This window comes from Streptomyces sp. NPDC033178 (genome assembly GCF_055577685.1).
Genome location: NZ_JBVIPT010000005.1, coordinates 424,629 through 437,710, shown reverse-complemented (window position 1 = coordinate 437,710; position 13,082 = coordinate 424,629). Strand labels below are relative to the sequence as shown.

Sequence of the window (13,082 nt, the reverse complement as noted above, 5' to 3'; positions counted from 1 at the left end):
GGCGAGGGTGGCACATTGCCCCGCAGCACGGGATTCGCCCGGGCGATGCGCCACCGGGCTCTCGTGGCGCCGACGGATGCGGGCGCGGTGCGCCGCCGGATGCCGACACGGTGGCCACAATCGCTCGTACGGGCGCTGGGCGCGCGAACTCCCCTCTGCCACCGAGGAGTTCGCGCACCAGGGCCGCCGATCCGTCCGGGCCGTCTGGGCCGTCTGGGCCGTCTGGGCCGTCTGGGCTGTCTGGGCTGTGCTCAGCCCCTCTTGCGGCGGGCCAGTACGACGGCTCCGCCGCCCGCCGCCAGCAGGGCGACCGCGCCCGCGGCGACGTACGGTGTCGACGAACTGCCGCCGGTCTCGGCGAGGTTTGCCTCGTCGGCAGGGGCGCCCTGTGGCTTCACCTCGGTCGCGGGCTCGACAGGATCCGCAGCCGCAGGTGCGTCCGGAGCGTCCGGTGCCTCGCAGGTGGCCTCGGCGAGGGTGACCGTGCCCTCGACCTCGGCCACGTTCAGCTTCAACGGGTTGATGGACACCTTGAGTTCGAGCGCGGTGGCGGCGGCCGTACGCGAGGTGGTGCGGGTCGACGCAAGGTCGAGGCGCACCTCGCCGACGCCGGGCACCTTCACCTCGGTCGGGCCACCGGCGGTCACCGTGGTCTTCTTGCCGAGGACCGTCACTGCGCCCAGCGGATTGGCGGTGGCGACGGGCTTCTCGCCCGCCGCGCAGACCGCCTTCGCGCTGACCTGCTCGATCTCGATGAGGGACAGCAGGGGCAGCCCCGGCACATGCACCTTGGCATGGGCGAGGTGCACGGAGCCTTCGGCCTTCTTCGCGGAGACCTTCGCACTCGACCGGGCGACCTCCGCCCCCAGTACGGTGAACGGCCGCCCGCCGTCGACTCCGTCCAACTTGGCGGTAAGCGCGGTCTTCTCGGCGCTGCGCGGTGCCCGTACGTCGTTGAGCGAGACCGTGAGCGGGACGTTCACGGACTTGTTGAGCAGGGAGACGTCGAGCCCGGTGCGCAGGACCACGGCACTGGCGCGGCCGTGGCCCTCGGTCGCCTGGGCCGGGCCCGCGCCCGCCAGGGCCGCGGGACCTGCGGCCAGGACGGTGGCCGCCGCGGTGACGGCGAACCTGCGTGCGGGCATGCGTGCGGGCATGCGTGCGGGCATGCGGAAAGCGTTGCTGTTCAAGGTGGTGGGACCCCCACGGGAGACAGAACTGGAGACGCGACGCCGCCGGACGCTCCGCTCACGGGGACCTGCGGGGAGCGCCGACGGCGTCGATGCGGGAATCCTTACGCACGGAGAGTGAACAGTCAGCAAGCTGACGGGAGTTCACTCATACGTGGAGTTTCCGTGCGCTTCTTCGAATCGTCCGGCACGCGCGTTCCTCATCTCCACCCGGATGCCCGAACCGGCTCGAACGCGCCGGTTGACGCGCCGGAGCACGCGCGGAAGTGCAGAACGAGCGAGCTCGGCGGACGGTTACGCTCCGTCAACTCACAGGTCCTAGCCGACGACCTTGCCGTTCAGCACCACCCGTCGGGGTGCCGCCAGCACCCGTACGTCCGCCCGCGGGTCTCCCTCGTACACGACGAGGTCGGCCGGTGCTCCCTCGTCCAGGCCGGGCCGTCCCAGCCAGGCCCGGGCGCCCCACGCCGTCGCCGACAGCGCCTCGATGGGCGGGATTCCGGCGGTGACCAGCTCGGCGACCTCGCCCGCCACCAGGCCGTGTGCGAGCGTGCCGCCCGCGTCGGTGCCCACGTACACGGGGACACCGGCGTCGTACGCGGCGCGCACGGTGTCGTAGCGACGCTCGTGGAGTCGCCTCATGTGCGCCGACCACTGGGGGAACTTCGCCTCACCGCCGGCCGCGAGCTGCGGGAAGGTGGCGATGTTGACGAGGGTCGGGACGATGGCGACGCCGCGTTCGGCGAAGAGCGGGATGGTGTCCTCGGTCAGGCCGGTGGCGTGCTCGATGCAGTCGATGCCCGCCTCCACCAGGTCCCGCAGGGAGTCCTCGGCGAAGCAGTGCGCGGTGACCCGGGCGCCCAGGCGGTGGGCCTCGGCGATCGCCGCCTCGACCTCGGCGCGGGGCCAGCAGGCGCCGAGGTCGCCCGTCTCACGGTTGAGCCAGTCCCCCACGAGCTTCACCCAGCCGTCGCCCCGGCGGGCCTCCTGGACGACGTACGCGACGAGGTCGTCCGGCTCGATCTCGTGGGCGAAGCCGCGGATGTAGCGGCGGGTGCGGGCGATGTGGCGGCCAGCCCTGATGATCTTCGGGAGGTCCGCGCGGTCGTCGATCCAGCGGGTGTCGGAGGGCGAGCCCGCGTCGCGGATGAGCAGGGTGCCGGCCTCGCGGTCGGTCAGGGCCTGCTTCTCCGCGATGTCGTCTGCGACGGGGCCGCTGGGGCCGAGGCCCACGTGGCAGTGGGCGTCGACCAGGCCGGGCAGGGCCCAGCCGTTCACGGTACGGATGTCACGGGCGCCTTGCGGGCGCTCGTAGGTGATTCTGCCGCCGACGATCCAGAGTTCGTCCCGGATGTCGTCGGGGGCGACGAGCACACGGCCCTTTACGTGCAGTACCGCCTGATCACTCATGAGTGCACTTTAGTTCGGCGGCTGCGGGACCGCCGTGGCTGGTTGCGCAGTTCCCCGCGCCCCTCAAGGGGCACGGAGAAAGGGGCACGGAGCGCTCAGCCCTCCTTGCTCAGTCGGCCGGCGCTGTCCTCCTCGACGTCCGCCATCGCCGGGTCCAGCAGGCGGGACAGGAAGTGGCGGGTCCGCTCGTGGGTCGGGTTGGTGATGACCTGGGTCGGGGGGCCGTCCTCGACGATGGCGCCGGCGTCCATGAAGACGACGCGGTCGGCGACCTCTCGGGCGAAGGTCATCTCGTGGGTGACGACCATCATGGTCATGCCCTCGTCGGCGAGCATGCGCATGACGGCGAGGACGTCGCCGACGAGTTCCGGGTCGAGGGCCGAGGTGGGCTCGTCGAAGAGCATCACCTCGGGGCCCATGGCGAGCGCGCGGGCGATGGCGACGCGCTGCTGCTGGCCGCCGGAGAGGGAGGCGGGATACGCGTCCGCCTTCTCGGAGAGGCCGACCCGCCGGAGGTTCTCGGCGGCGACCTTCGCGGCCGCCTCCTTGTCGCGGCCGAGCACCCGGCGCTGCGGCAGCGTGAGGTTCTCGGTCACCGTCAGGTGCGGGAAGAGGTTGAACTGCTGGAAGACCATGCCGATCCGGCGGCGTACGGCGTCGATGTCCACGTCGGGGTGGGTCACTTCGGTGCCGCCGACGAAGACCTGGCCCTTGGTGGGCTCTTCGAGGAGGTTCACGCAGCGCAGGAGCGTGGACTTGCCGGAGCCGGAGGGGCCGATGACACACACGACCTCGCCGGAGCGGACCTCCAGGTCGATGCCGCGCAGCACCTCGTTGTCGCCGAACGACTTGTGCAGGCCTCGGACCTGGATCTCCGGCGTACCGCTCGTGCCGCTCGCGTCGGCCTTGCTGCTCGTGCTGCTCACTTGGTGGCCTCCCCGGCCTTCGCCTCAAGGCGGCGTACGACGAATCCGAGCGGGATCGTGACCAGCAGATAGCACAGGCCCGCCACCAGGATTGGTGTCGAGTTGGCGGTCTCGCTGGCCAGGTCGCGGCCGAACTTGGAGAGTTCGCGCTCCTCCAGGGTGACCCCGAGGAACAGCACCAGCGAGGAGTCCTTGAAGAGGAGCACCAACTCGTTGGTGAGCGGCGGGATCACGATCCGGAACGCCTGCGGAATGATGATCGAGACCATGGCCCGGGCATGCGAGAAGCCCAGCGAACGGGCCGCCTCCATCTGTCCCTTGGGCACGGCCTGGATGCCCGCGCGGATCGTCTCCGCCATGTACGCGGCCGCGACGAGGCCGAGCGCCAGCGCGACCTTTCCGTACGTGCCGCCGGGGATCTCCGTGCCGGGGAACGCCAACGGCACGGCGACGCCCACGAAGATGAAGATCAGCAGGGCGGGCAGCCCGCGGAAGATCTCGATGTAGATGCCGGCCAGCCAGCGGTACGGCCCCACGGAGGAGAGCCGCATCAGGGCGACGACCACACCGAGGGCTAGGCCGAAGACGAAGCCGGACACCGTGTAGAGGACGGTGTTCTTCAGCGCCAGCGTGATGATGTCCGGGAACATCCGCTCGGCCAGGTCGACCTGGGCGAACTGGTTCTGCAGCTGCTCCCAGTCGGCCGTGACGCCGAAGGCGACCAGGGCGGCGACGAACACCGCGTACTGGACGCCGCGCGACACGGCCCGCTTCTGACGCCTGGTCAGACCGCTTCTGCGTGGCTGGACTTCGGTGTCCGTCCCACTCATGAGGCGGCGGACGGGGAAGCGGATGCGGCGTCCGCCGCGTTCTCGTCGTATGGGCCGATCCACTTCTCGTACAGCTTCTTGTAGGTGCCGTCGGACTTCGCGTCCGCCAGCGCCTTGTTGATGGCGTCGGCGAGCTTGGTGTTGCCCTTCTTCACCGTGAAGCCGTACTCCTCACCGGTGTTGATGTTGTCGGCGACCTGGAAGGCGTCCGCGTTGGCCCTGTCCTTCAGCCAGCCCTGGACGACCGGATAGTCGATGACGACGGCCTTGACCTGGCCGGTGCGCAGGCCGTTCAGGAGCGCGTCGGAGGACTCGAAGGAGACCGGGTCGAGGCCCTTGCTCTTCGCGTACTCCTCGCCGGTGGTCTGCGCCTGGGCGCCGACCTTCTTGCCCTTGAGGTCGGCGAAGGAGGAGATGCCGCTCTTCTTGTCGGCGAGGACGGCCTGGGTGGCCTCGAAGTACGGGTCGGAGAAGTCGACGTTCTTCTTGCGCTCGTCGGTGATCGTCATGCCGGCCGCGGCGAGGTCGCACTGGCCGGCGTTGAGGGACCCGCCGGTCTTGAAGTTCTCGAAGGGCTGGTCGAGGATCACCTGCTTCACGCCCAGGTCCTTGGCGACCAGGTCGATGACCGAGACGTCGAAGCCCTGCACCTTGCCGTCGATCTCCGACTGGAACGGCGGGTACGGCAGGTGCGTGCAGGTGGTGAGCTGTCCGCCCTTCACCAGCTCGACCCCGTTCGCGGTGGTCTTCTTGCCCCCGTCGTCGTCCGAAGAACAGCCGGCGACGAGCAGCAGCCCGGCCGTCGCGGTGGTGGCGGCCAGGATGCGGGACCGGCGCCCGAGGACCATCTTCACGGGGGTTGACCTCCTGTGGGGGAACTGTGGCTTCTGATTATAAGGAAAGGTTTGAGGCTCTCAAACCATTCCCATGGCCATTGAGCCGTCCGGCCTCAGAAGTCGTCGGTGGGGCGGGCGGGGACCCGCCCGTTACGCTCGTGTGCGTCTACCCCGTGAGCGCCACCCGTGAACAGCGCCGTCCGTAAACGAAGAGAGCACTGCTGTGACCCATCCCCTCCTGGACCTGGCGCCGCTGAGCGCCGCGCACTTCGCGTCGATCGAGGACCGCGTGGCGCGACTGCTCTCCACCGAACAGGACGTCCTGATCACCCAGGGCGAGGCACTGCTGCCGCTGGAGGGAGCCATTCGCGGCGCCGCGGGGCCCGGCACGATGGCTCTCAACGTGATCACCGGTCCGTACGGGCAGACGTTCGGCGACTGGCTGAGGGACTGCGGCGCGACGGTGTACGACCTGGCCGTCCCCTTCCACACGGCGGTCACGGCCGCACAGATCCAGGAGGCCTTCGCCGAGCACCCGGAGATCGACTTCGTCTCCCTGGTTCACGCGGAGGCGGCCACCGGCAACACCAACCCGGTCGCGGAGATCGGCGAGGTCGTACGGGCGCACGGTGCCCTGTTCTACCTGGACGCGGTGGCGTCGATCGGCGCGGAGCCGGTGCTGCCGGACGCGTGGGGCGTGGACCTGTGTGTGATCGGCGCCCAGAAGGCGATGGGCGGGCCGGCCGGGGTCTCCGCGGTCTCGGTGAGCGCGCGTGCCTGGGCCCGTATGGCCGCCAACCCGCACGCTCCGCGCCGCTCCTACCTCTCCCTCCTGGACTGGAAGGAGCGCTGGATCGACACCGGGCGCCGGGCGCTCCTGCATGCCCCGGCCCAGTTGGAGATGCTCGCGCTGGAGGCGTGCGTCCAGCGCATCGAGGCCGAGGGTCTCGACACGGTCATGTCCCGTCACGCGGCGGCCGCGGCGGCCACCCGGGCGGGGGCGCTCACGCTGGGCGGGGGCGTCGAGCCGTATGTGTACGAGGCCTCGGCGGCGGCTCCGGTGGCCACGACGTTGCGTACGCCGGTGGGGGTCGACGCCTCCGCGGTGGTGGCCAGGGCACTGGCCACCGACCCGACGCTGCCGCTCGCCGCGGGTGGCGGTGCCCTGGCCAAGGAGATGATCCGGGTCAACCACTACGGGCCCGCGGCGTCCCTGGACACGGTCCAGTCCTGCCTCTCCGCGCTGGGCGCGGCGCTGGCCGAGGGCTGAGTTTCGTCTGCGGGCCGGTGGGGGCCGGTCGCGCAGCCAGCAACGAACGGCCAGGGGAATGAACCGGGGACGATTGAACGTTCACCCTCCGAGCGGAGGGTGCCTCCGCGTCCGTCCGTACGAGCCGAAAGAGCCGAAGACATGCGCGTCGAGATCTGGAGCGACATCGCCTGCCCGTGGTGCTACGTGGGCAAGGCCCGCTTCGAGAAGGCGCTCGACGCCTTCCCGCACCGCGACGACATCGAGGTGGTGCACCGCTCCTTCGAGCTCGACCCGGGGCGTGCCAAGACGGACATCCAGCCGGTGATCAGGATGCTCACCAAGAAGTACGGCATGAGCGAGGCGCAGGCGCGGGCCGGTGAGGAGAACCTCGGCACGCAGGCCGCCGCCGAGGGTCTGGAGTACCGCACCCAAGGCCGCGACCACGGCAACACCTTCGACATGCACCGGCTGCTGCACCTCGCGAAGGAGCGGGGCCTGCAGGACGAGCTGATCCAGATCTTCTACAAGGCGAACTTCGCCGAGGAGCGGTCCGTCTTCGGCGACGACGAGCGGCTCGTGGAGCTGGCAGTCGCCGCCGGGCTCGACGCCGACGAGACCCGCAAGGTGCTCGCCGACCCGGCCGCGTACGCCGACGAGGTCCGCGCCGACGAGCGCGAGGCCGCCGAGCTGGGCGCGAACGGCGTGCCGTTCTTCGTCCTCGACCGGAAGTACGGCGTCTCCGGCGCCCAGCCCGCCGAGGTCTTCGCGCAGGCGCTGGAGCAGGCGTGGGGCAGCCACTCCCCGCTGAAGCTGATCCAGCAGGACGACGCCGAGGCGTGCGGCCCCGACGGATGTGCGGTGCCGCAGAACTGACACGGACGGGAAAAGCGCAGGTCGGGGCGTATCCATAAGCGTTGCTTGGCGAAACCACGTAGAAGTCGGCAATGGACGGGGAGATCCCCGGGCCGCAGAGTGGTCCCATGGAGACCTTCGAGACCCTCGTCCGAGCCGAGTTCGCCGCGAAGAACACCTATCTCAACACCGCGAGCACCGGGCTGCTCCCGGCCCGCGCGGTCGACGCCATGCGGGCCGGCGTCGAGTCCGTGGCGGCGGGGCAGCCGCAGGACATGTTCGCCGACGTGGAGGCGGCCCGCGCCGCCTTCGCCCGTCTCGTCGGAGTCCCGGACAGCCGTGTCGCGGCCGGGGCCTCCGTCGCCGTCTACAGCGGACTGATCGCCGCCTCGCTGCCCGAGGGCGCCGAAGTCCTCACCGCCGAGGCCGACTTCACCTCCGTGGTGAACCCCTTCCACATGCGCCGCGACCTCAAGGTGCGCACCGTGCCGCTGGAGCGGATCGCCGAGTCGGTGCGCCCGGGCACCGCGCTCGTCGCGGTCAGCGCCGCACAGTCCGCGGACGGCCGGATCGTCGATCTGCCGGCGCTGCGCGAGGCCGCACGCGAGCACGGGGCCCGTACGTACCTCGACGCCTCCCAGGCCACCGGATGGCTGCCCATCGAGGCGGACGCGTACGACTATGTGTCCTCCGTCGCCTTCAAGTGGCTCGTCTGCCCGCGGGGCGTGGCTTTCCTGGTCGTTCCGGAGGACCTGGGGGGACTGAACCCGATCTTCGCGGGCTGGGTCGCGGGAGAGCACCCCTGGGACAGCTGTTACGGGCCGGTCGAGGAACTCGCCCACTCCGCACGGCGGTTCGACGAGAGCCCGAGCCTCTTCTCGTACGCGGGCGCCCGTCACTCGCTGGAGCTGATCGAGGAGTTGGGCGTGGACGCCGTGCACGCCCATGACCTCGCCCTCGCCGACCGCTTCCGCGCGGGCCTGGCCGGCCTGGGGCAGGAGCCGGTTCCCGCGCCGGGCTCGGCGATCGTCTCCGTGCCCGGACTCGGCCACAGGCAGCCGGAGTTGAGCCGGGCGGGGATCGAAGTCTCCGACCGCGCGGGCAACCTGAGGGCCGCGTTCCACCTGTACAACACGGCCGCGGATGTCGATCGTCTGCTGGACGTCCTGTCGGGCTGATTGCCAGACCCACTGGCGCGGGGTCCGCGGGGACGCTAGGAAGGGCATCACGAGGTGGTGGTGCCGGTGGAGCCAACTCTCCACAAGTCCGAACGGCCGCCCGCGGATGCGGAGTTGCATCGGCGGCTGGTGTACGGCGACGAGTCCGCGCTGTCCGAGGCCTACGCGGCGTACGGCGGGCTCGTGCGGCGGATCGCCGGGCGCGTCACGAACAGCCCGGCGGCCGCCGAGGACGTGGCGCAGGAGGTCTTCGCCCAGCTGTGGAGCAGGCCGTACGCGTTCGACGCGCGCCGGGGTTCGCTGCGCACCTGGCTGTCCGTGCTCGCGCACCGGCGGGCCGTGGACTGGGTGCGCAGCGAGGCCCGGCACCGCAAGGCCGCCGGGGCGGACGACTCCGCGCTGCACGCGATCCCCGACACCGGGCCCGGGCCCGACGAGGCGGTCGTCGACCGCGAGCGCTCGCTGCTGCTGCACTCCGCACTGGCCGAACTTCCGCAGCCGCAGCGGGAGGTGGTTCACCTCGCCTACTTCGCGGGCCGCACCTACCGCCAGGCCGCCGTCGAGCTCGGCATCCCGGAGGGCACCGCCAAGACCCGCCTGCGGTCCGCGCTGCGCAAGTTGGCCGAGACTTTGGCCGAGCCGCCGGATCCGGCGTGGGAAAGGGGCGCATGATGGCGACAGGGGAAGGAGGCGTCCGGTGACCGACGACCACGACGGTGTGCCCGAGCTGCTGGCCGCCTGGGCCTTCGGCGCGCTGCAGCCCGCTGACGAGAAGGCGGTACCGGCGCACCTGGCCGGCTGCGAGAGCTGCGCGGCGGAGGCGGAACGGCTCCGCGAGACCGTACGGCTGCTGGACGTGTCACCGGGGACGGCCACGGGCAACGGATCGTCGGCGACGGCCGCGCGGAACGGTTCGGCCGCGGTCTCGCAGAACGGTTCGGCCCCCGGCGCGACGGGCGGCGGTTCCGCGGGAGCGTCCGTCGGCGACGGTCCGGCCGGAGCGGACGGTGTGCTGGCCCTCGCCCTGCGGTCCCGGCCCGCCCTGCCGCGCGTCGCCGCGCACGCGGCCCCGTACGCGGCCGCCGTCGCGGGACTGCGCGCGCTGCTGCGGGAGGTGGACGGCCACGGGCCGTGGGGCACGCCCGTCGTGCACGACTGGGACGTCCGCGACACCGTCGGCCATCTGATCGCCGCCGATGAACAACTGGCCGTGCGCCTGGGCCTTCGGACCCACACACCGCCCTCGCGGATCACCGAGGACACACCGTGGGAGGAGGCCTGGAACACGCGGACCGCCGACGTCATCGCGTACGAGCGGACGCGCGACCCCCAGGAGACGGTCGCCGCGTGGGCCGCGCGGGCCGCCGCGCTGCTGGCCACGCCCGAGGCCGTGGATCCCGAACGGGCCGCGCGCGCGACGACGTTGATGGGTGTACGGCTGCCGGTCGCCGACCACTTCGTGGTGCGGGCCTTCGAGGCGTGGATCCACTCGGACGACATCGGCCGCGCTCTTGGTCTCGCCGTGCCGCCGCCCCCGGACGCCCATCTGTGGCAGCTGGTACGGCTCGCCGTCCGGATCCTCGGCATGACTCTGGGGCCCACGGCACCGCCGGTGCTGTTCGCGGTGACCGCCGGCGAGAGCTCCACCGAGTGGGTGCTCGGCTCCGAGGACGAGGCGGTCCGGGGTGAACTCGTCCTGGACGCCGTGGACTTCTGCCTGCTCGTGGGCGGCCGGTACACAGCCGACGAGGTCCCGAGGGGCGTGGCGGGTGACGAGAACGTCGTACGCGACGTACTGGAGCGCGCGGCCGCCCTGTCCTGGCTGTAGCTCAGCCTCTACGGGCCCGGGCAGCGCGCCCCTGGCCCTGGGGAGCTACGAGCCCGGGGCCGGGCAGCCCCCCGTCTCCGTGCAGAGGTTCGCCTCGACCTTGGAGAGGAGAGCGACGAGCTGGGTCCGCTCGGCCGGGCTCAGGCCCGCGAGGGCGTGCTCCTCAAGGCTCGCCCAGGCGAGTGTGACCTCGTCGAGCAGTCCGCAGCTCTTCTCGGTCGCCTCGACGAGCACCGCGCGCCGGTCCTTCGGATCCGGGCTGCGGGTCACGTGCCCGGACTGCTCAAGGCGCTGGAGCATCTTCGTGACCGTGGACGGATCGAGGTCGACCGCCTTGATGAGGTCCGACTGGCGCACCGGGCCCCGGTCCCACAGGTGCATCATCACGAACTCCTGCCCGGGGTAGAGCCCGGCCCCGCGCAGCAGCTTGGCCGCGGTCGTGCGGTGCAGCCGGGCGACCCGTGAGATGGCGTGGCCGACCGGGCCGCCGCGCGCGGCGGAGGGCAGCTTGTCGATACAGAGGGGGTCGGCCTGCGGGGCCGCGACCTCCTGGCTGGCACTCATCTCGACTCCCGGGTTCGTGCGTACGTGCTGTCCACCGTACGTCCCACCGCCTCCCCCGGCCTCCCCCGCCTTCTCGCGCCGTCTCCCAGCCGTCTTCCGGCTTCCTCCACCGAGATTACCTTGGTCGGCCAAGGAATGGTTTAGGGTGGCTCTCGGTTCAGATGATTGGCCGACCACATAAATCATTTCCGGGAGCTCTTGTGACCACTGCGTACGACCCGATCGACCTGTCCGGCACACCCCTCGCCAACCGCATCGCCATGGCGCCGATGACCCGCAGCAGGGCGGGCGAGGACGGGGCCCCCACCGACCTCACCGTCGAGTACTACGCCCAGCGCGCCTCCGCGGGGCTGATCATCACCGAGGGCATCCAGCCGTCCGCGGTCGGCCAGGGCTACCCGGACACCCCCGGCCTGCACAGTGCCGAGCAGATCGCCGGCTGGCGGAAGGTGACCGACGCCGTGCACGCCGCCGGCGGCCGGATCTTCGCGCAGCTCATGCACGCGGGCCGGATCGGCCACCCCAGCCTGCTGCCCGACGGACTCGTCAACGTCGGCGCGTCACCCGTGCCGGCCCAGGGGCAGGTCTACACGCACGAGGGTCCCCTCGACTTCATCACCCCGCGCGAGCTCACGGGCGACGAGGTCCGCGCCACCGTCGGGGAGTTCGTGACCGCCGCGCGCGGCGCTGTCGAGGCGGGCTTCGACGGCGTCGAACTGCACGGCGCCAACGGCTACTTGATCCATCAGTTCCTCGCCCCCGGCTCCAACCACCGCACCGACGAGTGGGGCGGCTCCGTCGAGAAGCGCATACGGTTCGCCGTCGAGACCGTGAAGGCCGTCGCCGCCGAGATCGGTGCCGGACGCACCGCCATCCGGCTCTCGCCCGGCAACCCGTACAACGACATCCAGGAGCCCGAGCCGGAGCCGACGTACACCGCGCTGGTGGCCGAGCTGGAGCCACTGGGTCTCGCGTATCTGCACGTCACCGAGGCGGTCGAGATGCGTGAGCTGACCCTCGCGCTGCGCAAGCGGTTCAGCGGGACCCTCGTCCTGAACCCGGCCACCGAGGGGCCGACCGGGCCGGAGTCCCTGACCCTCGTCGAGGACGGCGTCGCCGATCTCGTCGCGTACGGCCAGCTGTTCCTGGCCAACCCGGACCTGCCCGCCCGTCTGCGGACCGGCGGTCCGTTCAACGAGCCCGACGGGGCCACGTTCTTCGGCGGGGACGCGAAGGGCTACACGGACTACCCGGCGCTGTAAGGCAGTTGGCCCGGTTCCCGTCTCGTACGAGACGGGAACCGGGCCAATCACCCGTGGGCGTACGTCACTTCACCGGAGTGAAGTCCCGCGCCCCGATGAACTCGGGCCGGCGTACCGGTGCCGAGAACGGCTCCAGCGCCGTGTTCTCCACGCTGTTGAACACGATGAAGACGTTCGAGCGCGGGAACGGCGTGATGTTGTCGCCCGAGCCGTGCATGCAGTTGCAGTCGAACCAGGTGGCCGAGCCGGCCTTGCCCGTGAAGAGCTTGATGCCGTGCTTGGACGCGAACTTGGTGAGCGCCTCGTCGGAGGGCGTGCCCGCGTCCTGCATCTGCAGCGACTTCTTGTAGTTGTCCTTCGGCGTGGCTCCGGAGCAGCCGAGGAACGTGTGGTGCGACCCCGGCATGATCATGAGGCCGCCGTTGGTGTCGTGGTTCTCCGTCAGCGCGATCGAGACGGACACCGTCCGCATGTTCGGCAGACCGTCCTCCGCGTGCCAGGTCTCGAAGTCCGAGTGCCAGTAGAAGCCGCTCGCACCGAAGCCGGGCTTGACGTTGATCCGCGACTGGTGGACGTACACGTCGGAGCCGAGGATCTGCCGGGCGCGGCCGACCACGCGCTCGTCGCGTACGAGCTGGGCGAAGATCTCACTGATCTTGTGGACCTCGAAGACCGAGCGGATCTCCTGCGACTTCGGCTCCACGATCGAGCGCTCGTCGGCACGGATCGCGGGGTCCGTCACCAGGCGCTCCAACTCCGCGTGGTAGAGCGCGACTTCGTCCTCGCCGATGATCCGGTCGACGGCGAGGAAACCGTCACGCTCGTACGACTGCAGGTCGGCCCCGGGGATCGGTCCCGGCGTACCGGGCTCGCTCCACACGACCGGGTCCTGCCGGGGCACGGACACCTCGCTGGTACCGCGACTGGGATACAGGTCGGTGATCGTCGTCATCG

Annotated in this window: 13 protein-coding genes; 6 read left to right on the top strand and 7 right to left on the bottom strand. The window is 71.0% G+C overall.

The annotated features are described in order from the left end of the window. Positions 1-251: 251 nt before the first annotated feature. From ACZ5VQ_RS15555 to ACZ5VQ_RS15535, 5 genes are all read right to left on the bottom strand, one after another. Positions 252-1,169 carry an SCO1860 family LAETG-anchored protein gene (locus tag ACZ5VQ_RS15555; protein ID WP_469105311.1) on the bottom strand — a complete coding sequence of 306 codons (918 nt, stop codon included), beginning with the start codon at positions 1,167-1,169 and terminating at the stop codon, positions 252-254. Between the two features lie 339 nt (positions 1,170-1,508). Next, positions 1,509-2,600 (bottom strand): amidohydrolase family protein, encoded by a 1,092-nt coding sequence (locus ACZ5VQ_RS15550; RefSeq protein ID WP_469105310.1) that lies wholly within the window; start codon positions 2,598-2,600, stop codon positions 1,509-1,511. A 95-nt stretch (positions 2,601-2,695) separates the two neighbouring features. Continuing rightward, positions 2,696-3,526, bottom strand: a complete 831-nt coding sequence (locus ACZ5VQ_RS15545) for an amino acid ABC transporter ATP-binding protein (protein ID WP_362082293.1) — start codon at positions 3,524-3,526, stop codon at positions 2,696-2,698. Next, positions 3,523-4,356 carry an amino acid ABC transporter permease gene (locus tag ACZ5VQ_RS15540; RefSeq protein ID WP_143637142.1) on the bottom strand — a complete coding sequence of 278 codons (834 nt, stop codon included), beginning with the start codon at positions 4,354-4,356 and terminating at the stop codon, positions 3,523-3,525. The genes ACZ5VQ_RS15545 and ACZ5VQ_RS15540 overlap by 4 nt, the downstream gene beginning before the upstream one ends. Further along, positions 4,353-5,210 (bottom strand): transporter substrate-binding domain-containing protein, encoded by an 858-nt coding sequence (locus ACZ5VQ_RS15535; protein ID WP_469105309.1) that lies wholly within the window; start codon positions 5,208-5,210, stop codon positions 4,353-4,355. Before ACZ5VQ_RS15535 ends, ACZ5VQ_RS15540 begins: the two co-directional genes overlap by 4 nt. Positions 5,211-5,415: 205 nt before the next feature. Between ACZ5VQ_RS15535 and ACZ5VQ_RS15530 the strand changes: the two genes are divergently transcribed. The 5 genes from ACZ5VQ_RS15530 to ACZ5VQ_RS15510 all read left to right on the top strand — a co-directional run bounded on the left by ACZ5VQ_RS15530 (position 5,416) and on the right by ACZ5VQ_RS15510 (position 10,302). Beyond that, positions 5,416-6,462 (top strand): pyridoxal-phosphate-dependent aminotransferase family protein, encoded by a 1,047-nt coding sequence (locus ACZ5VQ_RS15530; RefSeq protein ID WP_469105308.1) that lies wholly within the window; start codon positions 5,416-5,418, stop codon positions 6,460-6,462. Between the two features lie 141 nt (positions 6,463-6,603). Then, entirely contained in the window at positions 6,604-7,317 is a 714-nt protein-coding gene (locus ACZ5VQ_RS15525; protein WP_469105307.1) for a DsbA family oxidoreductase, read from the top strand. A 107-nt stretch (positions 7,318-7,424) separates the two neighbouring features. Then, positions 7,425-8,474, top strand: a complete 1,050-nt coding sequence (locus tag ACZ5VQ_RS15520; RefSeq protein WP_469105306.1) for an aminotransferase class V-fold PLP-dependent enzyme — start codon at positions 7,425-7,427, stop codon at positions 8,472-8,474. Positions 8,475-8,528: 54 nt separating this feature from the next. Continuing rightward, entirely contained in the window at positions 8,529-9,146 is a 618-nt protein-coding gene (locus ACZ5VQ_RS15515) for an RNA polymerase sigma factor (protein ID WP_055616448.1), read from the top strand. Positions 9,147-9,171: 25 nt separating this feature from the next. Further along, the gene (locus ACZ5VQ_RS15510; RefSeq protein ID WP_469105305.1) at positions 9,172-10,302 is read left to right on the top strand and encodes a maleylpyruvate isomerase family mycothiol-dependent enzyme; all 1,131 of its coding nucleotides are present in this window, start codon (positions 9,172-9,174) and stop codon (positions 10,300-10,302) included. A gap of 45 nt (positions 10,303-10,347) precedes the next feature. Here the strand turns inward: ACZ5VQ_RS15510 and ACZ5VQ_RS15505 are convergent, their stop codons facing one another. Beyond that, positions 10,348-10,866, bottom strand: a complete 519-nt coding sequence (locus ACZ5VQ_RS15505; protein ID WP_362082307.1) for a MarR family winged helix-turn-helix transcriptional regulator — start codon at positions 10,864-10,866, stop codon at positions 10,348-10,350. A gap of 200 nt (positions 10,867-11,066) precedes the next feature. On the opposite strand from ACZ5VQ_RS15505, the gene ACZ5VQ_RS15500 reads away from it, so the two are divergent. Continuing rightward, complete coding sequence (locus ACZ5VQ_RS15500) at positions 11,067-12,128, top strand: alkene reductase (RefSeq protein WP_469105304.1); 1,062 nt, start codon at positions 11,067-11,069, stop codon at positions 12,126-12,128. Between the two features lie 64 nt (positions 12,129-12,192). Here ACZ5VQ_RS15500 and thpD read toward each other — a convergent pair whose 3' ends face one another. Beyond that, positions 12,193-13,080, bottom strand: a complete 888-nt coding sequence (gene thpD / locus ACZ5VQ_RS15495) for an ectoine hydroxylase (protein ID WP_469105303.1) — start codon at positions 13,078-13,080, stop codon at positions 12,193-12,195. Between the last annotated feature and the right edge of the window lie 2 nt (positions 13,081-13,082).